39 protein-coding genes are annotated in these 25,841 nt (G+C 67.7%); 36 read left to right on the top strand and 3 right to left on the bottom strand.

The features are described 5' to 3' along the window. Positions 1–68: 68 nt before the first annotated feature. The 3 genes from H261_RS11880 to H261_RS23370 are packed head-to-tail and all read right to left on the bottom strand — an operon-like array spanning position 69 to position 1,401. Positions 69–578, bottom strand: a complete 510-nt coding sequence (locus tag H261_RS11880) for a hypothetical protein (protein WP_008617771.1) — start codon at positions 576–578, stop codon at positions 69–71. 17 nt (positions 579–595) lie between these two features. Next, complete coding sequence (locus H261_RS11875) at positions 596–916, bottom strand: hypothetical protein (RefSeq protein WP_152426836.1); 321 nt, start codon at positions 914–916, stop codon at positions 596–598. 41 nt (positions 917–957) lie between these two features. Next, the gene (locus H261_RS23370) at positions 958–1,401 is read right to left on the bottom strand and encodes a helix-turn-helix domain-containing protein (protein ID WP_008617769.1); all 444 of its coding nucleotides are present in this window, start codon (positions 1,399–1,401) and stop codon (positions 958–960) included. Positions 1,402–1,634: 233 nt separating this feature from the next. On the opposite strand from H261_RS23370, the gene H261_RS11865 reads away from it, so the two are divergent. The 36 genes from H261_RS11865 (at position 1,635) to H261_RS11700 (ending at position 25,840) form a co-directional block, all read left to right on the top strand. Next, entirely contained in the window at positions 1,635–1,904 is a 270-nt protein-coding gene (locus tag H261_RS11865) for a helix-turn-helix domain-containing protein (RefSeq protein ID WP_008617768.1), read from the top strand. A gap of 1 nt (position 1,905) precedes the next feature. Continuing rightward, positions 1,906–2,364, top strand: coding sequence for a hypothetical protein (locus H261_RS11860; RefSeq protein ID WP_008617767.1), 459 nt, complete (start codon positions 1,906–1,908; stop codon positions 2,362–2,364). Continuing rightward, positions 2,361–4,505, top strand: coding sequence for a Mu transposase C-terminal domain-containing protein (locus tag H261_RS11855; RefSeq protein WP_081608919.1), 2,145 nt, complete (start codon positions 2,361–2,363; stop codon positions 4,503–4,505). The genes H261_RS11860 and H261_RS11855 overlap by 4 nt, the downstream gene beginning before the upstream one ends. Before the next feature lie 65 nt (positions 4,506–4,570). Then, positions 4,571–5,326, top strand: coding sequence for an AAA family ATPase (locus H261_RS11850; RefSeq protein WP_008617765.1), 756 nt, complete (start codon positions 4,571–4,573; stop codon positions 5,324–5,326). Continuing rightward, positions 5,326–5,964: a hypothetical protein gene (locus H261_RS23365; RefSeq protein WP_008617764.1), complete on the top strand. Its 639-nt coding sequence runs from the start codon at positions 5,326–5,328 to the stop codon at positions 5,962–5,964. The genes H261_RS11850 and H261_RS23365 overlap by 1 nt, the downstream gene beginning before the upstream one ends. Beyond that, positions 5,955–6,380, top strand: a complete 426-nt coding sequence (locus tag H261_RS11840; RefSeq protein ID WP_008617763.1) for a hypothetical protein — start codon at positions 5,955–5,957, stop codon at positions 6,378–6,380. Before H261_RS23365 ends, H261_RS11840 begins: the two co-directional genes overlap by 10 nt. Then, positions 6,373–6,843: a hypothetical protein gene (locus tag H261_RS11835; protein WP_008617762.1), complete on the top strand. Its 471-nt coding sequence runs from the start codon at positions 6,373–6,375 to the stop codon at positions 6,841–6,843. The genes H261_RS11840 and H261_RS11835 overlap by 8 nt, the downstream gene beginning before the upstream one ends. After that, positions 6,840–7,295, top strand: a complete 456-nt coding sequence (locus H261_RS23360) for a helix-turn-helix domain-containing protein (protein WP_008617761.1) — start codon at positions 6,840–6,842, stop codon at positions 7,293–7,295. Before H261_RS11835 ends, H261_RS23360 begins: the two co-directional genes overlap by 4 nt. Continuing rightward, positions 7,283–7,423, top strand: a complete 141-nt coding sequence (locus H261_RS25445) for a hypothetical protein (RefSeq protein WP_161625027.1) — start codon at positions 7,283–7,285, stop codon at positions 7,421–7,423. Before H261_RS23360 ends, H261_RS25445 begins: the two co-directional genes overlap by 13 nt. Before the next feature lie 11 nt (positions 7,424–7,434). Further along, positions 7,435–8,301 carry a DUF3164 family protein gene (locus tag H261_RS11825; RefSeq protein WP_008617759.1) on the top strand — a complete coding sequence of 289 codons (867 nt, stop codon included), beginning with the start codon at positions 7,435–7,437 and terminating at the stop codon, positions 8,299–8,301. 4 nt (positions 8,302–8,305) lie between these two features. Next, positions 8,306–8,785 carry a hypothetical protein gene (locus tag H261_RS11820; protein WP_008617757.1) on the top strand — a complete coding sequence of 160 codons (480 nt, stop codon included), beginning with the start codon at positions 8,306–8,308 and terminating at the stop codon, positions 8,783–8,785. A 3-nt stretch (positions 8,786–8,788) separates the two neighbouring features. Then, on the top strand, positions 8,789–9,421 hold the full coding sequence (locus H261_RS11815; protein ID WP_008617755.1) for an acyl carrier protein: 633 nt from the start codon (positions 8,789–8,791) through the stop codon (positions 9,419–9,421). Between the two features lie 4 nt (positions 9,422–9,425). Next, positions 9,426–9,611: a hypothetical protein gene (locus H261_RS11810; RefSeq protein WP_008617744.1), complete on the top strand. Its 186-nt coding sequence runs from the start codon at positions 9,426–9,428 to the stop codon at positions 9,609–9,611. A 71-nt stretch (positions 9,612–9,682) separates the two neighbouring features. Beyond that, positions 9,683–10,195 carry a helix-turn-helix domain-containing protein gene (locus H261_RS11805; RefSeq protein ID WP_008617743.1) on the top strand — a complete coding sequence of 171 codons (513 nt, stop codon included), beginning with the start codon at positions 9,683–9,685 and terminating at the stop codon, positions 10,193–10,195. A gap of 59 nt (positions 10,196–10,254) precedes the next feature. Then, positions 10,255–11,484, top strand: coding sequence for a hypothetical protein (locus tag H261_RS11800; RefSeq protein WP_008617742.1), 1,230 nt, complete (start codon positions 10,255–10,257; stop codon positions 11,482–11,484). 3 nt (positions 11,485–11,487) lie between these two features. After that, on the top strand, positions 11,488–11,763 hold the full coding sequence (locus H261_RS11795; RefSeq protein ID WP_008617741.1) for a hypothetical protein: 276 nt from the start codon (positions 11,488–11,490) through the stop codon (positions 11,761–11,763). 2 nt (positions 11,764–11,765) lie between these two features. Next, the gene (locus tag H261_RS11790) at positions 11,766–12,101 is read left to right on the top strand and encodes a hypothetical protein (RefSeq protein WP_008617740.1); all 336 of its coding nucleotides are present in this window, start codon (positions 11,766–11,768) and stop codon (positions 12,099–12,101) included. Further along, positions 12,098–12,580, top strand: coding sequence for an ASCH domain-containing protein (locus H261_RS11785; protein ID WP_008617738.1), 483 nt, complete (start codon positions 12,098–12,100; stop codon positions 12,578–12,580). The genes H261_RS11790 and H261_RS11785 overlap by 4 nt, the downstream gene beginning before the upstream one ends. 614 nt (positions 12,581–13,194) lie before the next feature. Then, positions 13,195–13,368, top strand: coding sequence for a hypothetical protein (locus H261_RS25440; RefSeq protein ID WP_161625026.1), 174 nt, complete (start codon positions 13,195–13,197; stop codon positions 13,366–13,368). Then, positions 13,365–14,000 (top strand): regulatory protein GemA, encoded by a 636-nt coding sequence (locus H261_RS11775; protein ID WP_008617723.1) that lies wholly within the window; start codon positions 13,365–13,367, stop codon positions 13,998–14,000. Before H261_RS25440 ends, H261_RS11775 begins: the two co-directional genes overlap by 4 nt. A 55-nt stretch (positions 14,001–14,055) precedes the next feature. After that, entirely contained in the window at positions 14,056–14,601 is a 546-nt protein-coding gene (locus H261_RS11770; protein WP_008617722.1) for a hypothetical protein, read from the top strand. A 38-nt stretch (positions 14,602–14,639) separates the two neighbouring features. Continuing rightward, positions 14,640–14,819 (top strand): hypothetical protein, encoded by a 180-nt coding sequence (locus H261_RS11765; protein WP_040476299.1) that lies wholly within the window; start codon positions 14,640–14,642, stop codon positions 14,817–14,819. Between the two features lie 46 nt (positions 14,820–14,865). After that, positions 14,866–15,270, top strand: coding sequence for a hypothetical protein (locus tag H261_RS24530; RefSeq protein ID WP_008617721.1), 405 nt, complete (start codon positions 14,866–14,868; stop codon positions 15,268–15,270). Between the two features lie 119 nt (positions 15,271–15,389). Beyond that, complete coding sequence (locus tag H261_RS11755) at positions 15,390–16,136, top strand: transglycosylase SLT domain-containing protein (protein ID WP_008617720.1); 747 nt, start codon at positions 15,390–15,392, stop codon at positions 16,134–16,136. Continuing rightward, positions 16,133–16,714 carry a hypothetical protein gene (locus H261_RS11750; RefSeq protein WP_008617719.1) on the top strand — a complete coding sequence of 194 codons (582 nt, stop codon included), beginning with the start codon at positions 16,133–16,135 and terminating at the stop codon, positions 16,712–16,714. Before H261_RS11755 ends, H261_RS11750 begins: the two co-directional genes overlap by 4 nt. Further along, entirely contained in the window at positions 16,711–16,881 is a 171-nt protein-coding gene (locus tag H261_RS25435; protein ID WP_008617716.1) for a hypothetical protein, read from the top strand. Before H261_RS11750 ends, H261_RS25435 begins: the two co-directional genes overlap by 4 nt. After that, positions 16,881–17,252: a DUF2730 family protein gene (locus tag H261_RS11745; RefSeq protein ID WP_008617714.1), complete on the top strand. Its 372-nt coding sequence runs from the start codon at positions 16,881–16,883 to the stop codon at positions 17,250–17,252. The genes H261_RS25435 and H261_RS11745 overlap by 1 nt, the downstream gene beginning before the upstream one ends. Next, positions 17,249–17,584: a VpaChn25_0724 family phage protein gene (locus H261_RS11740; RefSeq protein WP_008617711.1), complete on the top strand. Its 336-nt coding sequence runs from the start codon at positions 17,249–17,251 to the stop codon at positions 17,582–17,584. Before H261_RS11745 ends, H261_RS11740 begins: the two co-directional genes overlap by 4 nt. A 1-nt stretch (position 17,585) precedes the next feature. After that, complete coding sequence (locus tag H261_RS11735) at positions 17,586–18,086, top strand: DUF1804 family protein (RefSeq protein WP_008617709.1); 501 nt, start codon at positions 17,586–17,588, stop codon at positions 18,084–18,086. Between the two features lie 5 nt (positions 18,087–18,091). Further along, positions 18,092–19,744 carry a phage terminase large subunit gene (gene terL, locus H261_RS11730; RefSeq protein WP_008617707.1) on the top strand — a complete coding sequence of 551 codons (1,653 nt, stop codon included), beginning with the start codon at positions 18,092–18,094 and terminating at the stop codon, positions 19,742–19,744. Then, the gene (locus H261_RS11725) at positions 19,741–21,297 is read left to right on the top strand and encodes a DUF935 domain-containing protein (protein WP_008617700.1); all 1,557 of its coding nucleotides are present in this window, start codon (positions 19,741–19,743) and stop codon (positions 21,295–21,297) included. Before terL ends, H261_RS11725 begins: the two co-directional genes overlap by 4 nt. Next, positions 21,287–22,519, top strand: a complete 1,233-nt coding sequence (locus H261_RS11720; protein ID WP_008617699.1) for a PBECR2 nuclease fold domain-containing protein — start codon at positions 21,287–21,289, stop codon at positions 22,517–22,519. Before H261_RS11725 ends, H261_RS11720 begins: the two co-directional genes overlap by 11 nt. A 351-nt stretch (positions 22,520–22,870) precedes the next feature. Further along, positions 22,871–24,058: a hypothetical protein gene (locus H261_RS23355; protein ID WP_008617698.1), complete on the top strand. Its 1,188-nt coding sequence runs from the start codon at positions 22,871–22,873 to the stop codon at positions 24,056–24,058. A gap of 10 nt (positions 24,059–24,068) precedes the next feature. Beyond that, entirely contained in the window at positions 24,069–24,419 is a 351-nt protein-coding gene (locus H261_RS11710; RefSeq protein WP_008617697.1) for a capsid cement protein, read from the top strand. An 11-nt stretch (positions 24,420–24,430) separates the two neighbouring features. Then, complete coding sequence (locus H261_RS11705) at positions 24,431–25,414, top strand: major capsid protein (protein ID WP_008617696.1); 984 nt, start codon at positions 24,431–24,433, stop codon at positions 25,412–25,414. After that, positions 25,415–25,840: a hypothetical protein gene (locus tag H261_RS11700; RefSeq protein ID WP_008617695.1), complete on the top strand. Its 426-nt coding sequence runs from the start codon at positions 25,415–25,417 to the stop codon at positions 25,838–25,840. Position 25,841: the final 1 nt, after the last annotated feature.

Raw genomic sequence — 25,841 nt, 5'->3', positions numbered from 1 at the left:
TGGTCAGGAATGGTCAAATTGCCGGTCGATTTTGCACCGGATAGGGGTTCCGACGAGGCGGAAATGGCTCACCACTTTTCGATGACGGGATCGGGCGGAATGATGGCGCCTGGCTTCGAGTACTTCCCTTCCAGATCCCTGGCGAGTGCCTTGGCCCCGCCACCGGTGAGCAGCGCCCTGGCGTCGCCGAAGGTGGTGTAGGGCACCTTCCCCTTGGTGAAATCCAAGGCTGTCTTGGCGAACAGCAGGGCTATATCGGACAGTAAGGCGATCTGCCGATCCTCTTGGCCGGCGGCGATTCGCATGGAGATGTTGGCGGCATCAAGGCGACCCGCGATCTGCGGCTTGAGTGGCGCGGGCAGTGCGTTGTCAGCGGCCAGCTGAATCATATCCCCGACCATCACCATGTCGCGCCAGGTCCGCACCACGTCGGCGGGAGTCTGCACCTGTTTGATGGCGGTGGGATTGGCTACCAGATACTGGGAGACTTGGGCGGTAAGTCTGTCATTTACCGCGTCGGCCCGAGCCACCGATCCCATGGACAGCAGCGTTAGAATGGTGATGACGGCAAGGCGCATGGTAACCCCCTCTAACGCTATGGCGCGCCCGATAACAGGCGTGCGAAGCGGAGCATGGTGTTGAAACCAGCCACTAAATCGGCCAATTGAGTATCCTGCAGGTCGGCTACCGCATCCGTACCGAACGCCCGCTTCAATTCCCCTCGGAACGCCTCTTCAACCTTCTCGCCTTCGCCAGCCAGGAAGCCCTCCAGCCGGTGAATCAAGGTCTTCCGCTGGGCATCCAGGCCGGATTCCATGGTCAGGTTAAGGACGGTGACCGGGGCCTGAAAGATGATGGTGGGGGCTGCCTGGGAAATCTGCCTGTTGTCGTTGCTGCCGGCAGCCGATGCCAGCAATCTCCGCGCCTCGGTCGTCCAATCTTTCCCACCCATCGCCATCAACTCGCTTGATTCAATAAGTCCTTGAGGATTTCACCGGGTATTTGGCCTTTTGCAACAACGTCCGTCAATTGTTTGTATACAAGAGCGATCATTTCCCCCTTCTTTTCCGGGGGTAAGGTTGCCTGACGTGCCCGCAACAATTCTTCGACTGCCGTGATGGCCCCGGCCAAGGCGCCCGCATTGACGCTTTCGATCTTTGGCTCCAGCAAGGGGGCGCTGGCCATCTGCGGCCCTTCCCCGGTGACCAGCCAATGGCCGCTATAGCCCAGGGCGCAAAGCTTGGCCAAAAACTCCGCATCCGGTTGTCGCTCGTCCCGCTCGTAGCGGCCGATGGTGTTCTTGTCGACGCCCAAACGGGTTGCAAAGTCCGGCTGCCGCACATCTCCACGCACCATTCGGATGCGCTCCCCAACGGTCTGGCCTTTGGTTTCAGCGGACATAGCCACGGCTGAAACTCCGGCACAGGCCCGCTGAAACCGTTTCAGCGGCATTCAACTGATTGAATAATAAAGGTGTTTTAGACATCCAGGCCACGCAAGGCACCGCCCAGCCGCTGAAACTGCCGAACGGTGTTTTTCGCCGTTGCAAATAACCCCGTTTGGGGTTTATAACGTTTGCCATGTCAAATGCCATTGCAACTACTGACGTCCCAAAAAACCCCGCCATCAGGCGGGTGTGGATTTGCGGCCAGCTCCGTATCCGGGGCACCAGCCTGCGTGCGTTGGCGCTCAGGGCCGGAGTAACCCATCAGGCCATGAGCGCCGCCCTGATGGCGCCCAACATTCATCTCGAACCGGCCATCGCCGAGGCCATCGGCTTGACGCCCCAGACGCTATTTCCCGAGCGCTTCGGGGCGGGCGGGGTCCGGCTGACCAGGACTCGCACCATTCAGCGTAGCACGCAGCCAAGGTGCGACAAGGTCGAAAGTGCGGGGGGACGCTGACATGACCCGCCGCCGCCAGGACCCGACCACGCCCCTGCTGGACTGGCAGCCGCCGCCGATCACCCGCCGCTACCCGGACGTGGCGCTCAAATCCACCTCGCTGGCGACCCTGCTGGCCAAGGCGGTCAGCCTGACGCTCAAGGATTGCGGCATGAGCCGCGCCGATGTCGCCCAACGCATGAGCGCCTATCTGGGCGAGACCATCTCGGAAAACATGCTGGACAACTACGCCAGCGAGGCCCGCGCCGACACCGTCATCAACGGGGTGCGGATCATGGCCCTGGCCCATGTCACCGACGATGTCCGGCTGCTGCAGGTGATGGCCGAGCCCTTCGGCTGGGCGGTGGTCGATGACCGCTATGTCTCGCTGATCCGCGCCACCCAGATCCGCGAGAAGGCCCGCGAGCTGGAGCAACTGGCGGCGGTCGAGGAGCGGCGGGCACGGGGGGCGGGACGATGAGCGACTGGATGACCGCCGCCGAATTGGCCGGGCTGGGCCTGCCCAAATTTCCCGCCTCTCCCCAGGGCGTCAACAAGCGGGCCGGCACCGAGGGATGGCCGCGCCGCCGCCGCGCCGATGCCACCCACGCCTGGGAATACCGGGTAGCCGCCATCCTGCCCGCCCTGGACGACGCGGCCCGCGAGATCCTGCGGCACGGCCACGCCCACCATGTCGCCGCATCTCTCCTCCCGGCGCCGGTAGTGGCCGCCGCCGCCACGAGTCTGGCCCCGGTGGAACTCATCGGCGACACCACCCACCTGACCAACAGCCAGCGCGCCATCATGGATGCGCGGGCCGCCATCCTGGCCTATGTGGACCGGCTGATCCCCGTCGCCGGCGGTATCACCCAGGCGCGCCAACAGGTGGAGCGGCTGGCCAAGGGGGGCAATCTGCCGCCCGAGATCGCCCGGCTGCTGCCGGTGGCCAACGCCAAGGCCGGCACGGCGGGCAGCCGCACCATCTGCCTGCGGACCCTGATCAACTGGCACACCGAGCGCACGGCGGCCGGCGGCAAGGCCGTCGCCCTGGCGCCCAAGGTGCCGGAGCCGGACATGAGCGTCCCCGCCTGGGCGCCCGCCTTGCTGTCGCTTTACAACACACCCACCAAGCGCTCGCTGCGCGACATCGTCGAAAACGATCTGGCCAAGCCGGGTGCCCTGCCCATGGGTATCGCGCCGCCCAGCTACGGCCAGGCGCGGCGCTGGCTGGACAAGGTCTCGACCATCGAGCGCAACCGGGGCCGTTTGGGTCCGAAAGAGCTCAAGTCGCTGCAGCCCTATGTCCGGCGCGACCTGTCCGGCCTCGATCCCCTCGACATCGTGCAAAGCGACGGCCATTGCCTGGATGCCGAGGTCACCCACCCCCGCCACGGTCGCCCCTTCCGGCCCGAGATGACCACCATCATCGATCTGGCCACCCGCCTGTGCGTCGGCTGGTCGGCGGGGCTGGCCGAAAACGCCCTGGGGGTGACCGAGGCCATCGTCTACATGGTCACCCGCTGGTGCATCCCGGCGGTGTGGTACGTGGACAACGGCTCGGGCTACAACAACCAGCTGATGGATGACGGGCGCACCGGCCTGCTGGCCCGCATCCGCACCACCAAGCTCAACCGCCTGCCCAACAACCCCCAGGCCGGCGGCTATGTGGAGCGCTCGCACCAAAGCATCTGGATCAAGGGCGCGCGTCGCCTGCCCACCTATATGGGCCGGGACATGGACCGCCAGGCCGGGCAGAAGGTGCACAAGATCACCCGCGCCGACATCAAGGCGTTTGGCGCCTCGCGTCACCTGATGGCCTGGAACGAGTACCTGGCCTGGGCCGAGGCGATGGTGACCGAGTACAACAACACCCCCCATCGCGGCCTGCCCAAGATTACCGACCCGGTGACCGGGCGGCGCCGTCACCAGACCCCCATGGAGGCCTGGACCGCCGCCATTCAACGCGGCTGGAACCCCCTGCGGGTGTCACAGGCCGAGGCCGCCGACCTGACCCGGCCCTACGAGACCCGCAAGGTGCTGCGCGGCACCGTCTCCGTGCTGGGCAGCAGCTATTTCAACCGCGATCTCAAGGACTGGCACGATTGCGAGGTGCTGGTGGGCTACGACGTCCACGACGCCTCCAAGGTCTATGTCCGCGATCTCGACGGCCGCCTGATCTGCGAGGCGGGATTCGAGGCCAACAAGCGCTCGGTGGTGCCACGCTCCTATCTGGACGCCGCCCTGGACAGGCGCCACCAGGGCCGCATCCAGCGGGCCGAGGCCCATGTGGCCGAGATCCACGCCGAGCGCGGCCACCAGATGATCGACGTCACCGCCACCCCGGTGCTGCCCGACAACGTCGCCGCCATCCACCAGCATCTGGTGCTGGAGATGACCGCCACCCAAATTCCCGCCGCCACCATCGCCGCCATCCCCGAAACCGCCGCTGGCCGCTTCCAGCGCTGGCGCGACCTCGACGCCGCCACCGCCACCGGCACCCCCGTTTCCGACGATGAGCGCCGCTGGCACCAGCGCTACCCGCTGTCGGCGGAATGGCGCGCCCAGACCGAAATGGCCGCGAGTTTCGATCGGGAGGAGGTCAACGCCGACCGGGCCGGCTGATAAGCAAACCGCCCGCCGTTGGAGCGGCGGGCGGCTTAGAAAACATCAACACACAGGGGAATCTTATGACCGTGATCACGCCCATCGTCAACACCGTCGCGCCGCTGACCAACGTGGCCATCATGCAGGAACTGGTCGGCCGCCTGCGCGACCGCAAGCCCCATCTGCCCGGCATCGGCTGCTTCTACGGCTTTTCCGGCTACGGCAAATCCATCGCCACCACATACGCCGCCAACAAGCTGGATGACCGCGCGGTCTATGTGGAGGCGCGCTCCACCTGGACCAAAAAGAAGTTCATGGATGCGCTGCTGGGCGAACTGGCCCCCGGCGTCAATTACCGTTCCCGGCCGGTCTACGACCTGATCGAGATCGCCGCCGAGAAGCTGATGACGGGGCGCATGGTGCTGTTCGTGGACGAGGCCGACTATGTGGTGGATCGCGGCTATATCGAGATCATCCGCGACCTCTACGAGATCGCCAACACCCCCATCATCCTGATCGGCGAGGAGGATCTGCCGGTCAAGCTGGAGCGGTACGAGCGGCTGCACAACCGCATGGCCCGCCCGGCTCCGGCACTGCCCTGCACCCTGGACGACGCCCGCCACCTGACCCGCCTGTATTGCGACAAGGTGGAGATCGCCGACGATCTGCTGATGCATCTGCTGGCCGAGGTCACCGGCTGCACGCGCCGCGTCGCCGCCAACCTGGACGATATCCAGGAAGAGGGCCTGCGCAATGGCTGGGACAAGGTGGACCGCAAGCTGTGGGGCGAGCGCAAGTTCAACACCGGCGCGGTGGTCGCCCGCAAGAGGCACTCCTGATGGCCGCCCATCCCCGCCACCCCGGCCGCCAGCCGGCCGACAAGATCGCCACCGGCCGGGCCGTCACGGGCCAGGACGCGGTGTGGATTGCATTGCGCGCCCTGTCCGGCGGCCAGGGCATAACCCTTGACCGGATCATGGGGTATTTCGCCGAAGCCCGTGCGCCGCGCCTGTCCGCCGACCGTAAAACGGTCAAGGATTATCTCGCCCGTCTAACGGCCGCCGCCATCCTGACCGAGGCGGATGGCGCTTACCTTCTGGCCCAGGACGACGGCGCCAAGACGCCGCGCGTCCGCAGGGACGGCAGCCGTGTCGAGATGGGGGCGGGCCGCCGGGCCATCTGGCGCACCATCCGCATCCTCGGCCAATTCACCCTGGACGATCTGGTCAGGCTGGGTTCCACCGAGGAAGTGGCCATCAACCGGGTGGATGCCACCCATTTCGTCCGCTGGCTGGTCCGGGCCGGCTACGTGATGGTCACCGACCGCCCGGCCGACAACCGCATCCCCACCGGCTACCGCCTGCTGCCCTCGAAAAGCACCGGCCCGCTGCCGCCGCAGATCCAGCGCTCCCACCAACTGTTCGACCCCAACCTCCGCAAGGTGGTGTGGCGCGAGGAGGAGCCGGCATGCCTGTAGCGCCCGCCATCCTGATGCCCCACGCCGACGATCCCGACTGGCTGGCCCAATTGCGGGCCGAGGCGGCGGCCACGTCCATCGCCGCCGCCGCCCGGCGCATCGGCATGGCGCGGGCCTCGGTCTCCCTGGTGCTGTCGGGCGGCTATCCCGCCGGCCTGGACCGGGTCGAGGCCCGGGTGCGCGCCAAGCTGATGGACCAGGTGCGCTGCCCGGCCTTCGGCGAGGACATCGCCTTGGCCAAATGCCGCGCCCAGGCCGCCAAGCCGTTTTCCGCCGCCTCGTCCCGCGCCGCGCGGCTGTACCGGGCCTGCCAATCCTGCCCCCACCGTCCGCCAATCCTGCCCCACCGTCCGCCAATCCTGCCCCACCGTCCGCCAATCCTGCCCCACCGTCCGAAGGAGAGCGCCGATGACTGATACCTGCACCATGCTGCTGGACGAGCTGCTGGCCACCGCCCAGACCTGGCTCAAGCCCACCATCGACGCCGAGTGCCGCCGCCAGGATGCCGCCAAGCTGCGGGCCTTCGTCACCAACCTTCAGGACGTCCGCGACCTGGTCCACCTGATGGAGGAGGGCCTGGTGGCCGACCCGGCGGATTCCCTGGCCGCCACCATGGAGGGTCTGGCCCAGTCCTTCGCCGCCATCCCCGACGGCGCCACCCTGTCGCGCGCCGCCCGCCTGACCTTCATCGCGATCTTCAACGAGGCCGCCTCGCGGGCCTGGGCCTGGGAGGTGGCGCTGCGCCTGCACGCCGACATCATCGCCACCACCGACATCGAGACCCTGGCCCTGGCCCGCAAGCTGCGTCTCGGCGCCGTTACCCGGGCCTCGGCCCTCGGCTTCGGCCCCCAGCCCCCCGAGCGCGGAGGTGCGGCATGATCACCGGCGGCACCATCAAGCGGCTGGTGGCCGACGAGTTCGGCATCACCATCCCGGAGATGGATGGCAATTGCCGCAGCCAGCGACTGGCCCAGCCGCGTCGGGTGGCCATGTGGATCATCCGCTTCGCCCTCGGCAGTTCCTACTCCCAGATCGGGCGGCTGTTCCGGCGCGATCCCACCACGATCCACCATGCCATGGCCGTAATCGAGGATCGGCGCGCCCGTGACCCGGATCTGGCGGCCCGCATGGACCGCCTGCTGGCGGCCTGCCGGCCGGAGGCCATCGACATCCCCTCCGAGCAGATCCCCGATGCCGCCGCCCGCATGGTCGATGCGCTGGTCGATGAGTTCCGCGCCGTCGCCCGCCGGGCGGCGCTGCGCGATCCCCAAGCCTTCGTGGCGCGGGCCATGGCCATGCTGGCCGAGGGAGATGCCGCATGCGCGCCCTGATCCTGCCCAGCCTGGCCCTGGTCCTCGCCCTGGTGGTGCTGCTCACCGCCTCGGCCGAGATCGCCGCCGAGATCGAGCAGACCGCCCCGTCCCTCGGCATCACCCACTTCATTCCACCCCAGCCGTAAGAGGCCCTTCAATGACCGTTCAATCCCCCGAAAAGACCATCCCCGGCGCCGTCGTGATCGGCGGCGAGACCTATCTCCCCAACGCCCAGGGCGACCTGGTGGCGCTGGCCAACATCAAGCCCATGGACCGCCTGATGGACGAGATGGTCCGCAAGGTGGCCGCCTACGGCGAGGATCTGTCGGCCGAGCTGGCCCGCTTCGCCGCCCACACCGACGCCGATATCGCCGCCCTGGACGCCTTGATCGCCCAGGATTACGGCGTCGAGCCCAAGGAGACCAAGGGCAACCGCACCTTCACCAGCTTCGATGGCCTGCTCCAGGTCAAGGTGGCGGTGTCCGAGCGCATCGTGCTCGGCCCCGAGCTGCAGGCGGCCAAGACGGTGCTCGACACCCTGATCCGCGAGCGCGGCACCGGCGTCGATCCCTTCCTGATGACCCTGATCCAGCGGGCCTTCAAGGTCGACCAGGAGGGCAAGGTGGACGTCCGCTCCATCCTGGCGCTGCGCCGCATGCAGGTGGACGATCCCCGCTGGCCCGAATTCTGCCGCGCCATCGACGATTCCGTCCGTGTTGTGGGCTCCAAGCGCTACATCCGCATCTACCGCCGGCCCAATCCCCAGGCCAACTGGTCGATGATTCCCCTCGACCTGGCCGCAATCGAGCCCGGCCCCGCCGCCTTCGAGCGCCGCAGCCTGCGCCGCCAGGTCGAGGAGGCCGAGCAGATCAGCACCCGACTGGCCGACCTGTTGGACCGCGCTCTGATGCACCTGTCCCTGGAGGGCGGCAACACCGAGGTGGCCCGCGACCTGATCTCCAGTTCTCTGCGCCTGCTGGGCGTCCCGGAGCGCGTCCAGGCCGGCATCCAGGGGGAGGGCTGACGCCATGAGCAACTTCTCCGCCGATGCCCTGCAAATCTGCGCCGAGGAAGGCATTCGCTTCGATGCCATCATTCCCATCGCGCTGTCCTGCGCCAACTGGATCGATGACGGCCTTCCCGACGTATTCACCGAAACCTTCTTCGAGGATTTCATCCAGTCCTTCGAGGCCGGAAACGTGAATTTCGATCCGCTTATCAAAAGCCTTCCGGCTATTGCCAAGCTCCTTAAGCGAGACGATTTCGACGAACTTGAAGCGGGCCATGTGGCCGATTGGCTGATTGAGAAGGGACACCTTGGCATCCTCGCCATGGTCTCTACCCCTGTTCGCAAATACCACAGCAGTGGAAGCAGTTGGTCGGACTCGTGGGCGCACACCACCTACACCTGGCTGTATGGCGAATCTCTTCAGGACTTGTTCGTCGCCGCCGGTGAGTGGGTTGAGGACAATATCGCCCGCTGGATCGCCAAAGCGAAGGAGTCCTGAGCCATGTCCCAGCACTCCCTGCGCTTCCCCGCCTGCCAGTCCTGCCGCCATCAGGTTGGCGGCGCCATCATCCCCACGCGCTGCGCCGGTTGTCAGGATGCCGCCGAGCACGAGCCGCGCCTCCTGCCCATCACCCGCGACCAGATCGACACCACCGTGCTGGCCGCCATCGCCCGCTACATTCCAGGCCAAGCGGTGACTCTCGACGCCCCCCTTCAGGACATGGGCGTGCGCTCGGTCCACAAGGTCCAGGTCGAGCTGGATCTGGAGGACGAGTACGAGGCGCACCAGATGCACCTGCCGCCCCGGCTGGCCTGGGACACCCCGCGCCAGCTGGCTGACCACGTCGCCCTGCAGCTGCTGCCCGGCGAGTCGGGCGAGATCATCGATCATGCTGCCTGGGCCGAGGACACCCTGGCGGCCTGCGCCGAGGCCCGCCGCCCCCAGGCCGCGCGCGACGTGCCACCGGGCACGCTCTGGGCCTTCACCGAATTCCGCACCATGGATGAGGTGATGGTCGCCGAACAGCAGGCCGCCGCCTGCACCGACGGCATCCCCAGGCCCGAGGTGGTGCGCGAGCCCTGGCCGCCGGTCGACGAGGGCATCTTGGCCCCCAAGACCGGGCAGGAGGGCTGAGTCCATGCAGACCAGGACCGAGGCCACCCTGACCTATGGCTGGGAGGATGCCGGCACGTTCGAGATGCGCTGGGGCAACGAGACCCTGCTGATCCCGGCGCCGGTGGCCAAGGCCATGGCCCAGGACATTCTCGGCCAACCCATCTCGGACATCGCCAAGGCCGCCCTCGCGGTGGCCAACGCCCCATAAGGATTTGGCCGGCCCCGTTGCACCGGGACCGGCCTTCACAGCGGCAAACGCCGCGATATCAGGAGAGCACCATGAATATCATGCCCGCCGGTTCCGGCACCATTCCGAAAAAGTCCCGCCCGATCCCCACCGGTAATCATTCCACCCGTGGGCGCCTCGATTCCGGCGCCCCCAACCCGGTGGACGTCCATGTGGGCGGCCGCATGCGTCTGCGCCGCACCCTGCTGGGCATGTCCCAGGAGAAGCTGGGCGAGGCCATCGGCCTGACCTTCCAGCAGGTGCAGAAATACGAACGCGGCGCCAACCGCATCGGCGCCTCGCGGCTGTTCGACCTGTCCCGCGTCCTCGACGTGCCGGTGTCCTACTTCTTCGACGACATGGCCGACGGCGTCCAGGCCCAGAGCCCGGTGAACATCATCAAGGGGGATGCCGCCCTGACCGAGGCCCCCACCGGCTTCGAGCCCGACCCGATGATGAAGCGGGAAACCCTGGAGCTGGTCCGCGCCTATTACACCATCGCCGATCCCACCGTCCGCAAGCGCGTCTACGAACTGGCCAAGGCCCTGGCCGCCGTCGCCGACTGACCCTCCACAGCCCCCGGCGCCAGGAGCGGCGCCGGGGCCATCCCTGAGGACCGCCCGCCATGACCATCGCCGCCAAGATCCCCACCGGACCCGCGCTGCGCCTCCACCTGATCGAGCTGCTGCTCCCCACCGCCGGCCGCGACGTGATCGACCTCGCCGCCAAGGCTGAAGGTTACGTGCTGGGGCCGCTGTACCACGTCCCTGCCGAGGCCACGGACCAATTGGCCGACACCATCATCCGCCTGTCCGAGTCCGCCGCCTCCCTGGGGCCGTTGATCGGCCACGGCGACGATCTCGCCGCCGAGCTGGCCGAGGAGCGGCAGTGGGACGCCATCATCATGCCGGGCGATGAGCCCATCGAGGAGGCCGATCATGACCGCCCTGTCGAAACGCCCGTGGCAATGCCAGACGCCGGCCGAGCAGAGGCGGGAGATCGAGGAGGCCAACCGCCGCCTGCACAAGACCCTGGCCAGGAGGGCACCGCCCAGGAGCTGACCGCCAAGGTCAAGCCCGCCCGCAAGGTCCCTGCGGGACATCTCCGGTGGACCCCGGAGCGCCAGACCGAGCTGCGCCGCCTCTGCCTGCAGGGCCTGGAGGCCAAGGAGATCGAGGCCGCCATGGGCCTCAAGGACAACGGCGCCTTCGCCAACGCCCATCGCTTCGGCTGGACCGCCGAATGGCGCGAGGCGCGCGAGCGCCGCCGGGCCGGGCAGCAGACCGAAGCCCCGCCGCCCCCCGCACCCGAGTTGGCGGCCACCGGCCAGGACCCGGGCGTCGAACTGCCGCCTCCGCCGGTCGAGATCCGCGAGCCTGCCGCCCAGGTCAAGCCCAAGCGCGACTACGCGGTGACGGTCTGGGCCAAGGAGCGCAAGGACCGCCTGCGCGACATGGTGTTGGAGGGCCGCAGCGTCGAAGAGATGGCCGCCGAACTCGGCCTCGCCCCCCTGCAGGTCGAGCAGCAGATTCCGCGTCAGTGCCTGACCGCCGCCTGGGCCGAGGCCAAGGCGGCCAAGGTCGGCGCCGCGCTGGCCAAGCCCCGGGCCGCCCCCGAACGCCCCCGCCTGCCCGAGGACGCCATCCGCCGCCCGCCCGAAGCCCAGGCGGCGGCCCCGGCCACCATCGACACCGTCGCCGACTACCTGCGCGGCTGCGGCCAGACGGTCGGCCTGAACGAGACTGGCGCCTGGACCATCGACGGCTGCGCCCTGCCGCCCAAGCGCCTGCTGGCCGCTGCCAACCAGTATCGCACGGCCAACGGCCTGCCGCCCTTCAGCGTGCGGGGGCTGTAGGCCATGGCCCGGCTGCTCGACACCCTGCTGCAGCTCGACACCGTCGCCCGCATCGGCGCCGGTCTCCTCGGCCGCACCCGGGCCGGGCACCAGTTGAGCCAGATCGCCGCAGATCTGCGCCGCACCCTCGCGCCGCTGGCCCTGCGCCAGGCAGCCGAGCAGCCGGACCCCAAGACCGACCTGATGCGCATCTTCGCCGCCGCCGAGGCCGCTGGCCTCACCTGGCCGGACATGCGCGATGCCCTCAACGAATACCACCAACGAAATTCGGGAGCCTGACCATGGCAGACCGCACCATCTATCCTGACGACCTCGCCACCGTCTGCGCCAAGCGGGCCGGGCAGAAATACCGCCCGTCCAACGGCACCGAGGGCGAGCTGTTTTATGGCGCGTGGTGCGCCGATTGCGCCCGCGAGGCCGCCTACCGCGCCGACCCCGCCCTGGGCGAGCCGTGCCCGATCCTATCGGCCACCATGACCTTCGACGTTTCCAACCCGCTCTATCCCGAGGCCTGGCAATTCGGCGCCGACGGACAGCCCACCTGCACCGCCTTCACTACCGAGGCGGAGACCGGGCGCTGCCCGGACACCATGGATATGTTCGGAGATCCGTCATGAAGGCGCTTTCTCTCTGGCAGCCCCACGCCAGTCTGATCTTCATTCCCGCGCCCGGTTGGGTCGGGATGGTCAAGCCTTATGAAACCCGTGGCTGGCCGGCGCCGCGTTGGCTGATCGGGCGCAGGCTGGCAATCCACGCGGCCAAGGCGACCGACGACATCAACCTGCTGCGGGGATACCTGAACTACCGCACCCCCGCCCGCCAGGACCCGGCACTGGAATCGTTCATCCCGGCGCTGTCGGCGGGCGGCTTCACCAGCCTCGCGCGCCTGCCGCTGGGATGCCTGCTGGGAACGGTGCTGGTGGTGGCCTGTCACGACTGCAACACCTGGCAACCGAGCGGGCCATCAGCGGAATTCGGCGATTTCGGCGAGGATCGCTTCGCCTGGGAATTGACCGACGCGCAGCTGCTGCCGAAGCCCATTCCCTATCGGGGGCGCCAGCGCCTGTTCGATGTCGCCGACGAGGTGCTGCGATGACCACCTACTGCCTCTCGTCCAGCCACGTTTCCCAGGCTGCGATCCCGGTGGCCGGTGTGTGCGGGATCGTGTTGCCGTCGTCGTCACGCAGCCCCGCCACAATCTGGGCGGCGATCACCTGCCAGTACCGATCCACCAGGGCGGGGAGTTCGGCCTCGGAGACATTGGGGAACCCCGGACCTCGCGCTCGCAGATCGCCCTGGCGACGGGTTCGATGTTGTCGGTAGCCATGTCACCCATCCTGGTGGTCGAGAGTGCCCAGCATGCACCTTGGAGGGGGCTCCTGCCAACGGTCCACGGAGGCGCCGCCATCCGCCTGTCGCCCGACGTGGGCCGGGATCTGAGCTACCGCCAGGCCGAATGGCCGGAGCGCCTCCGCGTCCGCCAGATGCCGGGGGCTGCCCGATGATCAAGTCCAAACCCACTCCCTATGGGGAGTCCAGCGTTGGGATCTGTCCTCTCAATTGCGCTGCCCGCTGGTCGTCTGCCCAGACTACCGGCCCAGCCCGAGGCGCGCCGCCTTGTCCGACACGGGAGGCGCAGGGCCGCTGGGGATGGCCGTGCGTGCCCACCATGGCCGAAGTGATCCGCCGCGAAGAGGATGGGGCCGCCCCATGAGCAACCGTAACCCCCACCACCTGTGGCGTCCCATCCTGCGCGTCCTCCTGCTGCTGGCCGCCGATGCCGTGTGGCGTGTGGGGGACGTGGCGGGCTGGATCTGCACCAAGGCCTATCGCCAGGCCGGGCGCATGCGGGCCAGGGCGCTGTTTCCAGGGAGGACCGCATGACCACAACCCCCGCCCGCCGCGCGCTCAACGCCGCCGTCCATGCCGCCGCCAAGGCCAAGGGCCTGGACGACGACACCTACCGCGCCATGCTGGCGGCCCAGACCGGCAAGCGCTCGGCCAAGGACTGCACCGACGCCCAACTGCGCCAGGTGCTCGACCACCTCAACGGCGGCAACCGGACTCCGGCGCCGGCCAATGCCGCCCGGTCGCCCCATGCCAGGCTGGCCCGGGCGCTGTGGATCTCGCTTTACAATCTCGGCGAGGTCACGGACCCCAGGGAATCGGCCCTGCGCGCCTGGGTCAAGCGCCAGCACCAGGTCGACGATCTGCGCTTCGTCCGCGCCTCCGACGCCGCCCCGGTGATCGAGGGCCTCAAGGCCTGGGCCACCCGCGCCGGCGTCGCCTGGGACACCTTCGAAAAACTGGGCTCCGAATTCCGGGGCCGGCGCGCCGTGCTGGCCGCCCAGTGGCGCATCCTGGCGGCGGCCGGCGCCACCCCGGCCCTCGACCTCGCCGCCCACGCCTACGCCCTGGTCAAGGTGGCATCGTTGCATTTTTGCCGCGCCGCCGATCTCGACAAGCTGATCACCGACCTCGGCGCCCGCGTGCGGGCGGCGAAGCAGTCTCAGTGACCTTGGTCTGAATGAGCCACAACGGCCCCAAAAGACGGGCGACAGGAAGGAAGCCATGACAGTCATTTCCACAGCAGAAATCTTCCGGGTGCGGGCCGGACATGAGTGGGCGCTGATCGCCCTTGATGACGTCACCGGCATGATCGCCATCGAAAGCAGCTATGGGTCGTTCAACTATATCTGGCCTCGGCAGCACCGCAGCCAGCCGCTTGGTGAGTTCGTCACCACCTGCGATTTTGACTACTTCATGGGGAAGACCCGTGGGCAGCGAGCCAGGGAGTACGACGAGGATTCCACCCGCCGGGCGATCAAGGACGCCATCTTGCTGGCCCGGCGTGACCAGTGCAGCACCAAGGCGCAGGCGCGGGACGCCTGGGACGAACTGGAGAATATCGAAGAAGGGCTGCCCCGTGACCTGCTCGCTCACGAGATTTACACCAGCTCCGCCATCCTCGAATGCATCGGCCACGACGACTGGTGGCATGTGATCCAGGAGCGCTACACGCCTGAATGCAAATGGTTCTGGAAAACTATTTGGCCGGCTTTCACCGTCGCGTACTGGTGCCGTGATGGACTGGAAAGTCCTTTGCTGGCGATCTGACACACCTCGTTTAGATCGAAACAATTGGAGGAAACGCCATGGATGACCTGACCTATTCCGAATTCCGCCAGGCCGTCATTGATGGCGTCGTGACCAAGACGGGCTGGCCCCGTGATCAGGCCGACAACTTGGTCGGTGATGTCTCCAACGCCTACGACGAGGCCATGACCGTGGACGAAACGGTGGCCGATGTTCTGGATGCTGCGGCGGCCGAATAGGGCCGCGTCGGCCCAGTAACACCTCCCTTTGAAAGACCGTTGAACCATGGCCGCCAGCATCATCAGCTATGCCGATATCGCCCAATTGATCGGGGAGAGTCTGGCGCTGCACCTGTCCAAGGAGCGCGGCGGGCGCGCCCTTTACATCCCGTCGCCGCGCCGCCTGGGGCCGCAGACGCCGGTGGTGATCCTGGTGGGGATTGCGGCGGCCGAGAGCCTGGCGCAGCGTTACGGCGGCACCCATATCGATGTGCCGCTGGGGCCGGGCAAGCGGGCGCGGGTGTGGGAATTGCGCGAGGTCCACAAATGGACCATCGCGCGGATCGCCGCCGAGATGCGCTGCACCGAGCGCACCGTCTACGCCACACTGGCCGGGCCGCGCCCCCGGTCCATGGGGGCCGCCGCCCCGGTCGAGGAGCCGCCGCTGCTTGCATACATGGCCAAAGGCTGAGATGCTTTGGCCGCCTGAAATCCTGCGGGATTGACTGGACCTGAAGTCCAACAGGGCTCAATGGCGCCCTCGCACCCCATACCCTCGCATCGATCGCAATCCCGCCGCGAGGGCCTCCCATGTTCGACTTCAGCGACTTCGCCATCACCGCCTTTCTCCTCAAGCTGGGGTACGGCGTCGTCGCCGTGCTCGGCCTGATCTGGCTGTCCTCCCACCTCGACCAACGAGCCGGGCGGACCTTCGCCCAGAGCATGGAGGAGATTGCCAAGGACCCCATCGGCCTGGCGCTCTATTACGGCCTGCGCTTCATCGGCCTGGCCCTGCTGTTGGGCGCCCTGATGGGCTGCTCGGCCGCCAGCGCCGGGACGATCTATTCCAGCCGCTACGACGACGAGATCGCCTCGGCGGTCAAAACCTACTGGCCCGACTATCCCCGCCCCGCGAGCTGGAAGGCCCAGCTGTACGCCGAAAGCCGCCTCGACCCGGCGGCGGTGTCACCGGTGGGCGCCAAGGGCCTGGCGCAATTCATGCCCGGCACCTGGGACCAGGTGACCCGCGAGCTGCGCCTGGGCGCGGCGTCCCCCCATCACGACATCGCCATCCAGGCCGGCGCCTATTACATGGCCAGGCTGCGCCACATCTGGCGCGCCGGGCGCGATTCCGCTGACCGCCAGCCCCTGGCCCAGGCCAGCTACAACGCCGGGGCGGGCAATATCATCAACGCCCAGAAGGTCTGCGGCGGCGCGCGGCTGTGGGCCGTGATTGCCCCTTGCTTAGGGACGGTGACCGGCATTCACTCCCGCGAGACCCTGACCTATGTATCGCGCATCGCCGATTACACCGCCCGCATGGAGGCGGGGCTGTGAGTCTGCGTCTCGCCACCCTGGCCGCCCTCGGCGCGGCCATCCTGTCCGGCATCCTGGTGCATCGCTATGACGCCGCAATCCACGGCCAGGCCGTCGCCGATCTGCGGGCCGAGGCCGCCACCACCCTGGCCGACCAGACCGAAATCGTGCTCCGCCTGATGCAGGACAAGATCGATCAATACACCAAGCTGGAGAACGACTATGCCCGCCTCTCCCAGGATACCGCCCGCGCCCAGGCTGATGGCGTCCGCCTGTCTGCTGACCTTGATGCTGCTCGCAACCGCCTGCTCGCCCTCGCCGGAGCGGATCGGCGCGGTGGTGGTGGCCCCCTCGGCCAAGCCGATGCCGGCCCCGACGGCTGTGCGCAATTACGTGCCGCCCTCTCCCGGTCCCTTGGAGCGCTGGAACTCCTCGAAATCGGCGGCAACGAAGCTGCTCGGATCGGACAGGACGCCGTAGACGTGGCCACCATCGCCGCCCTGGCGGCGAAGACCGCCGAACAAGACGGTGCGGCCCTGGCCGCAGGGGCCACCATCGCCGCCCCGGACGCCGCCCGCGCCCCGGAGATCGCACCGTGAGCGATACCGCCGACGAGGCCCAAGCCCGCGAGGAGCGCTTTCGCGCCGAATCCCTGGTCCGGGCAGGCATCAAACCCCGGCCCCTGGTGATCCCGCCGCCCCATTACGCTGATGACACAGCGCTGGCGGATGCGGACGGCCATGTTTTGGACAAGGAGGGGCGTTGATGGGTGACTGGATCTTGCAATGGTGGCCCATCATTTCCGCTGTCCTCGGCAGTCTGCTCGGGGGGCTGGGCATGTGGACCGCGTGGTCGGCCCGCAAGCAGTTCGTGACCCACGATCAGTTCAGCGAATTCCGCGATACCCACGAGTCCGCGCATGACGAGGTGACCGATCGCTTCGCCAGAGGCGAGATCCGGTTCGAACGGCTGGAATCGACCCTGGCCGATCTGCCGACCAAAGGCGACATCGCCGACCTCAAGATCCAGATGGAGCGCCTGGGCGGCGACATCCGCGTGGTGACCGCCATCCTGCATCGGGTGGAAACCCCGGTCAGATCCATGGTCGAGGGCGCATTGGAGGCTCACCTGAAATGAGCGACGTCATCATCGAATCCGCCCGCCTCGCCATCCTGCGCTTCCTGGCCGATGACGGGGACTACTCCCACAACACCTCGGTGCTGCAGGATCTGCTCGACCAGATCGGCTTCGGCATGTCCCGCGACCAGGTGGAGACCCTGTGCGCCTGGCTGGCCGAGCAGGGGCTGGTGACCGTCGCCCCGCGCGGCCCCGTCACTGTGGTCACCCTGACCCCGCGCGGCGCCGACGTGGCGTCGGGCCGCGCTCGCGTGCCGGGCGTTAAACGACCGTCCCCGGCCGACATCATGGGGGCCGCCTCTAACGCCGCCCGCGCCCGGCTGGGAGGTTGACATGGCCCATCCGCCCGAGGCCAAGGCCGCTATCCGTCACGCCTATGTGGTCGACAAGCTGGATCTGGAACAGGCAGCCGCCCGTACCGGAATCCCCCATGCCACGGCGCGCAAGTGGAAGGCCGCCGCCTCGGCCGCCGCCGATGATTGGGACAAGGCCCGCGCCGCCCATTCGCTCACCTCTTCCGGCGCAGGCACCATCGCCCAGCTGGTGCTGCACGATTTCCTGGCCATGTACCAGTCCACCGTGGACGCGGTGCGCGATGACATCACCCTGCCGGCCATGCAGCGGGCCGAAACCCTGTCGCGTCTGGCCGACGCCTTCCAGAAGACCATGTCTGCCGTGGCCAAGGCCGCCCCCGATCTCGGCCGCTTCGCCGTGGCCACCGAGCTGCTGTCCGACCTAGCCGAGTTCGTGGCCCGCGAATTCCCCGATCACCGCGCCGGCCTCCTGGAGATCCTGGAGCCCTTCGGGGCCTTCGTCGCCAAGAAATACGGCTGATTGTCATGACTGGGCGCGGTAAGCGGGTCACCGCCGACGACTTCCTTAAGTCCCTGGCCGAGCTGGCGGCCGAACAGCGCCGTCTGATCGAAACCGAGTGCCCCGGTTTCACCATGGATCGGATCGCCTCGGCTCAACGCCGGGCCAAGGTCCTGGCCGATGACGGCTTCCGCTTCTTCTGCCGCACCTACTTCCCACATTACATCAAGGGGGAGTCCAGCGAGTTCCACGAGTGGCTGTTCGACCACCTGCCCCAGGTGGCCGTGGCCCCGGAAGGGCGGCGTGAGTTGATCGCCGCGCCGCGCGGCAACGCCAAATCCACGGTGGTCACCCTGCTGTTCACCCTGTGGTGCCTGATCCGGCGCATCAAGCGCTTTCCGGTCATCCTGTCCGACACCTTCGACCAGGCCGCCGTCCATCTTCAGGGCCTCAAATCCGAGTTGGAATTCAATCCCCGCCTGCGGGCCGACTTTCCCGACGATACCGGCGCCGGGCCGGTGTGGCAGGCGGGCGAGATTGTCACGATCACCGGCGCCAAGGTCAAGATCGGCGGTGCCGGCAAGGCGCTACGTGGCTTCCGTCACGGTGCCCAGCGCCCCGATCTGGTCATCGCCGACGATTTGGAGAACGACGAGAACGTCAAGAATCCCGACCAGCGCAACAAGCTGGAATCCTGGATCGACAAGACGGTGGAGCCCCTGGGTCCGCCCGACGGCTCCATGGACCTGATCTGGGTCAACACCTTCCTGCATTACGACGCCGTGGCCATGCGGAAATCCCGCAATCCCCTGTGGCGCTGCAAGGTGTTCAAGGCGGTGATCCGCCAGCCCGACCGCCTGGATCTGTGGGAGCGGTGGGAAGGCATCCTGCGCAATTCCGATCCCGCGTTGGCCGAGGCCCTGGCCGACCAGTTCTACCACGACCACGAGGCAGAGATGCTGGCAGGTAGCAAGGTGCTGTGGCCCGCCGTCCAGCCCCTGGTCAAGCTGGCCAAGATCAGGGTCCGCATCGGGGACGGCCCCTTCAGCTCGGAATACCAAAACGAGCCCATGGACGGCGCCAACCAGATGTTCGCGCACCTGACCTTCTGGACCTCGCGCCTGGCCGAATGGGTGTTCGTCGGCGCCTGCGACCCCTCCATGGGAGGCGCGGGCAAGAACGCCGATCCCTCGGCCATCGGCGTCGGCGGCTTCAACCGCGCCACCGGCATTCTCGATGTGGTCGAGGCCTCGATCCGCAAGCGGGTGCCCAGCGTCATCATGGCCGACATCGAGGCGCTTCATCGCGAATACAAATGCCTGAAATGGGGCGTCGAGATCGTCCAGTTCCAGGCCTTCTTCGCCCAGCAGCTGGTTAAGGAATCGGCGATACGCGGCACCCCCATTCCCATGGTGGGCATCCAATCCACCACGGAAAAGGCACTGCGTATCGAAAGTCTGGAACCCCACATCAGGAATGGCCTGATCCGCATCGGCGCCAACCAAGCCGTGCTGAAGGAACAGCTGCTGTTCTATCCCCAGGCCGCCCACGACGACGGCCCCGACATGCTGGAGATGCTGTGGCAGATGGCCCAATCCATCCGCTCCGGCCGCTCCAACATCCGCACCGGCGGTCGCCGGGCCGTCACCTCCCACAGCCTCGCAGGATTCCAGTCATGACCCTCAAGCCCGGCCTGCGCCAGCATATCGCCACGCCCAAGCGCGACATCTTCGTCCAGGTCTTCGGGGATCTGATGCGGCCCCAGGACGATGTGCTGATCGCCCAGGGCGGCGGCAAGGGCCTCAAGATCTACGAGGAGATCGAGCGCGACCCCCTGGCCTTTGCCGTGCTGCAGAAGCGCAAATTGGGAATGGTGGCCCGCACCTGGACGGTCGAACCCGGCGGCCCCCGCCGCCAGGACCGCCTGGCGGTCGAACTGGCCGAGCGGGTGCTGGGCGGCGAGTGGGGACTGTCCTTCGACCGGGTCTGCCTGGATCTGCTGGACGCCAACCTCAAGGGCTATGCCGTGGCGGAGATCATCTGGGATCTGGTGGACGGTTACAATGTCCCCGTCGAGATCAAGCCCAAGGACCAGCGCCGCTTCGTCTTCGACGACGAGGGGCGGCCCCGGCTGCTGACCTGGGAAAACCCTTTGTTCGGCGAGGAATTGCCGGAAAAGAAGTTCCTGGTCCACCGATTCGGCGACAAGACCGGCGATCCCTACGGGCGCGGCCTCGGCCACCAGCTGTTCTGGTGGGTGTACTTCAAGCGCATGGCGGCCCAGTTCTGGCTGGGCTTTGCCGACAAATTCGGCAGTCCGACGGTGATCGGCGAAGTGCCGGACACCATGCTGCCCGAGGACGAGGACAAGCTGTTGGCCAAGCTGGCCGGCATCGCCCAGGAATGCGCCATGACCGTCCCCACCGGGACGGTGGTCAAGCTGCTGGAGGCCATGCGCTCGGGCACCGTCACCTATCCCGATCTGGTCTCCTATTGCGACCAGATGATCACCATCGCCGTGCTGGGCGAGACGCTGACCACCAGCGAGGGCAACGCCGGCAGCCGGGCCTTGGGCCAGGTCCACCAGACGGTCAAGGACGAGATCATCGACGCCGATTCGGATCTGTTGTCCGGCACGCTGAACGGCCAGTTGCTGGCCTGGGTGAGCCAGGCGAATTACCCGGATGCGCGTCCGGCCTCCGTCTGGCGGCCCCGGCCGACCCGCAAGGAGGCCGAAGCCAAGACCGAACAGGAGCAGTTGAAGGCCCGCCAGATGGCCTTGGACTATATCAAGGCCATGCTGGCCGCCGGCTGGGAGCCCGAGGACCCGGCGGCGGATATCACCGAACAATGGTCCGGCGGGTGGACCTATACCGGCATCGTGTCGCAGATCGACGCCCGGCCGCCAGCGGCGCCCGACACTCCATTGGTATCGGCAGACTCTTTGGCGCCGCCCGTCCCGGCACTGGCGGCCCCCGACCGCCCGGCCCCCATGGACCATCTCGCCGCCGATCTGGACGCCGCTGCCGCTCCGGCCATGGACAGGTTGATCGGCCAGTTGCGCCAAATGCTCGCCGACGTGGAGGCCGGGGGCGGCGATCTGGCCGATGTGCTGGGCCGCCTGGCCGACCTCTATCCGGCGCTGGACCCGTCCGATCTGGGGCTGGCCATCGCCGAGGCCATGACGCTGGGCAATCTGACCGGCCGCCTGGACGCCGCCCATGGCCGGTGACGGCACCACCGGCCAGGGCGTGGATTTCGCCGAGGCCATCGACTATCACCGCAACAAGCTGGCGCTGCCGTCCAAGTCCTGGACGGACATCAAGGGGCGCGAGCATGGGCGCGGCTTCATCGTGGCCGGCGCCGCCACCGACGAACTGGTCACCGGCTTTCACCAGGCCATCGGCAAGGCCCTGGCCGAGGGCCGGACGCTCGCCGACTTCCGCAAGGATTTCGACCGCCTGGTGGCGAGTCACGGCTGGAGCTACAACGGCTCGCGCGGCTGGCGGTCAGCGGTGATCTACAACACCAACCTGTCCCAGGCCTACAATGCCGGGCGCTGGGAACAGGCCAAGGGCCTGGATGATCCGGTGGGCCGCTACCGCCATAACCCCAGCGACCACGAGCGCAAGGAGCACAAGGCCTGGCACGGCACCACCTTGCCCCTGTCGCATGCCTGGTGGGGCACGCATTGGCCCATCAACGACTGGGGGTGCCACTGCCAGGTGGACGTGCTGTCGGCCAGGGTCGCCAAGCTGGCCGGCTGGGCCATATCCGACGATCCGCCCCCCGACCCCATGGTGACGCACACCATCAATACGCCGTCCGGCCCCATGACCGTCAGCGTGCCCAAGGGCATCGGCCCCGGCTTCGACTACAATCCCGGCGAGGCCGCCTTCGGCCACAGGCTCAACGACCAGGTCATGGAGCAGTGGCGCCAGGCCAAGCGAGACGCCTGGGAGGTGCTGACCCCCGGTGACCGCGTCACCGCCAATCGCCCGGCCCTGGTCCCGGTGGACAAGCCCCGGCTCGATCCAGCGAGCAAGGCGCTGCTGGGGGGCAAGGCCTCCTCCGCCGACGATCTGTCCCGCATCATCACCCAGGTGATCGGCGGGCCGGAGCGGGTCTTCGCGCTGCCCGATGGCAGCCGCGTGCTGGTGGATGCCGCCTCCCTGGCCGCCCATGTGGACCCTCGGCGGGCTGGTTGGCTGCCCTATCTGCCCGACCTGCTGGCCGATCCCTTCGAAATCTGGATGGCCTTCGAGCGGCACAAGGGCACCGGCAAGGTCGAGCTGCGCAAGCGGATCATCAAGGTGGTCGATACCGACAAGGGGGCGTTGACCCTGGTGGCCCAGGCCAACAAGGGGCGGCTGGAGGCCTGGACCTTCGTGCCCTCGGACAAGCCCAAGCAATTGGACCGGTCCCGGATCGGCAAACTGTTGTATGGGAGATAGTGAGGTGGGGCCCTCGCCGAGGTGGCCGGCGGAGCGCCGGGCGATGGTTGTCGGAGCCACTCCCGACCAGCGCCGTCGTGCGCCCATCATAGCGCCGCTGGCGGGCGAAATCAATTCCGGGTCCGTGGGCAAGGCCCTGCCGTCCACCCCCCCGTTAGACCCCCGTTAGAGGCGCGGCAATGGGCATGCGTCCAGGCAGGCGGGGTTGGGGATTGCGCGGGCGGGAAAACCAGGGCAACAATGAGGCGCGCATCCCCCATGCCGCCCGGCCCTGAAATCCCTCAGGGTTACCCTCCAAGACCGCAGCCCCTAGCCTGATCCGCATGGTTTTCCCGATGCGGGGGCGCACCCTTGGCCGACACCCTTACCCTTGAAGCCGTCGAGATCCTGCGGCCCGGTACCTATGCCGACGCCAATGGCCGCCAGGTGACTGTGACCACGGCCGACATGATCGAACTGGCCGCCGCCTATGATCCGGCCCTGCGCGACGCCCCGGCGGTGGTGGGCCATCCCAAGATGGACGATCCCGCCTATGGCTGGATGCGCAACCTGCGGGTCGATGGCGAGGTGCTGCTGTGCGACCTGGACGGGGTCGATCCCGATTTCGCCGCCAGCCTCCAGGCCGGGCGCTACAAGCACCGCTCGCTGTCGTTCTATCGCCCGGCATCGCGGGGTAACCCCAAGCCGGGCTCGCACTACCCCAAGCATCTCGGCCTGCTGGGCGCCCGCGCCCCGGCGGTGCCGGGCCTCAAGCCCATCGCCTTCGGCGAGGGGGACGACGATGCCGTCGTCATCGATCTGTGCGCCGCCGACTGGCGGATGCCCTGGGCCTTTCGCTCTATCGCCAACGGTTTCGGCCGTTTCCGCGACTGGCTGATCCAGGAGCAGGGCGTCGAGGCCGCCGATAAGATCATGCCCGCCTATGTGGCCGAGGATCTGCGCTCCACCGCTGCCGGCATCGAGGCCGATACCCAGGCCGAGGAGCGGGCCGCGCCCACCACCAGTTTTTCCACTCCCGACAATGGAGGCCCCATGGGGACCCAAGAGGATCTGGCGGCCCGTGAGGCCGCGTTGATCAAGCGCGAAGCCGAGTTGGGCGCTCGCGAGAAGACTGTCGATGCCCGCGCGGTGGCCCTGGCCGCCGCCGAGGACGACAGCCGCAAGAAGGACGATGCCGCCTTCGTGGACGGCCTGATCGCCGAGGGTCGTCTCGCCCCCGGCGAGAAGGATTCGGTCCTGGCCGAACTGGCCGCCATGGATGACGGCGCCGCCGTGATCGAGCTGGCCGCCGACGAGGGCAAGACGGTCAAGCTGACCCCGCGCCAGGCCTACCGTTCGCGCCTGTCCAAGGCCTCCAAGCTGGTGGAGCGCGGGGAATTCGACAAGGGCAAGCGCGACCCCGGCGCCGTCGATTTCGCCGCCCCCGACGGCTACACGGTCAGCCCCCTCAGCGCCGACATCAACGCCAGGGCGATCGCCTATCAGCGTGCCCATCCCGAAATCGATTACGCGACGGCGTTGGCCGCAATCCTGAAGTAAGGAGGTCCCCTTGCACCCCACCTTCACCTCTCTTTACACCCGCAGCGTCACCGCCTCCGGCGCCATCGCCTCGGCGCGCTGCGTCAAGGCCGGCGGCGCTCAGGCCACGGCCATCGGCGAGAAGATTCTCGGCATCGCCCGCTACGGCGTCGCCGATGGCCAGGCCGCCACCATCGACGTGCTGGGCTCCGCCCTGGCCGAGGCCGGCGCCGCCCTCAATCTCGACGACGATCTCACCACCGATGCCGTCGGCCGGGTGATCCCGGTCACCGACGCCGCGACCCAACGCCCGCTGGGCCGCGCCCTGTCGGCCGCGTCCGCCGCCGGCCAGAAGGTCGAAGTCCTGCTGCTGCCCCGTTAAGGAGACCGTTAATGACCATTCCCGGCGCCATCCTCTCGCCGGTCGGCCCCGGCAACGTTCGCGTTGCCGATGCCGTCCTCACCAATCTGGCCCTCGGCTATTCCAACACCGATGCCGTGGGCTCCCTGCTGTTTCCCTCGGTGCCGGTGATCCTGCGTGCCGGCAAGATCATCCGCTTCGGCCTGGAGGCGTTTCGCCTTTACAGCACCAAGCGGGCTCCCGGCGCCCACATCGCCGAGGTGATGTTCGGCTACACCGCCGACGACTACGCGGTGGTCCAGGACGCCATCACCGCCAAGATCCCGGTGGAGATCGCCCAGGAGGCTCAGGCCGCCCACAACATCGACCTGGGCCAGGGGGCGGTCAGCCTGACCATGGAGGTGTTGACCCAGATCCAGGAGCACGATCAGGCCACCCTGGCCACCAGCGCCGCCAGCTACGACGCCAATCACAAGCTGGCCTACACCAACCTCACGTCGTGGTGGAACGACGACTCCAAGCCGCTGACCGACATCGCCGAGGCGAAGGAGGCGGTGCGCCGCACCTGCGGCCGCTATCCCAACACCTTCGTACTGAGCCCGAGCGCCTGGTCGGCGGTACGCCGGCATCCCCAGGTTCTGGCCCGCTTCCCGGTGCACGAGGGCGTCATCACCCTGGAGCAGTTCGCCAAGCTGATCGAGATCGACACCATCCGCGTCGGCACCCGCACCTATTGGGATGACGGGCTGGACGGCTTCCAGGATATGTGGGGCGCGCACGCAGTCATGGCCTGGGTCAACCCCACCGCCCAGAATCCGGCGACCAAGCCCGGCATCTTCCAGCGCGCCATGCCCAGCTTCGGCTACACCTACACCCTGGTCAACGGCCTGGTGGTCGAGCAGCCCTACTATCACGAGGACACCCGCAGCTGGAAGTACCCGAACCTGCGGGAGCAGAAGTCGGTGCTCACCGGCATGCTGGCCGGCTTCGTCTTCATCGGCGCGGGGACCAAGTAAATGCCGGGCTATATCGCCCACGGGCATCTCCGCCTTTCCTCCGGCCACCACAAGCCGGGAGAGGTTTTCGAGGCGCCCGATGCCGAGGTCGCCGAACTGCTGCGTCAAGGCATGGTCTCCCTGGCCGGGAGGGAGGCTCTCGCCGAATCGCCGGACGCCGCCGCTGCCGCCGATCGGGACGTGGAGACCGACGATCTGCACCGCCGGGTGAAGGATCTCCATGAACAGCTGGCCACTGCCGCCCGGCGGGCAGAGGTGGCCGAGGCCGAACGTGACGTAGCCCTCTCCCGCGCCGCTGCCGCCGAGGCAGCCTTGGCCGACGACAAGACGGGGGCCAACGACAAGACGGGCGCTGCCCCCGCCAGCACGGTGGAACAGGGCACCTCTCAGGCCAAGGCAGCCACCAGGCCCAAGGCCAAGGGGTAAC

The sequence above is a fragment of the Paramagnetospirillum caucaseum genome (assembly GCF_000342045.1).
GTDB lineage: Bacteria > Pseudomonadota > Alphaproteobacteria > Rhodospirillales > Magnetospirillaceae > Phaeospirillum > Phaeospirillum caucaseum.
Note: the sequence above shows the minus strand (reverse complement) of the source record. Positions and strands in the feature narration are given on the sequence as shown.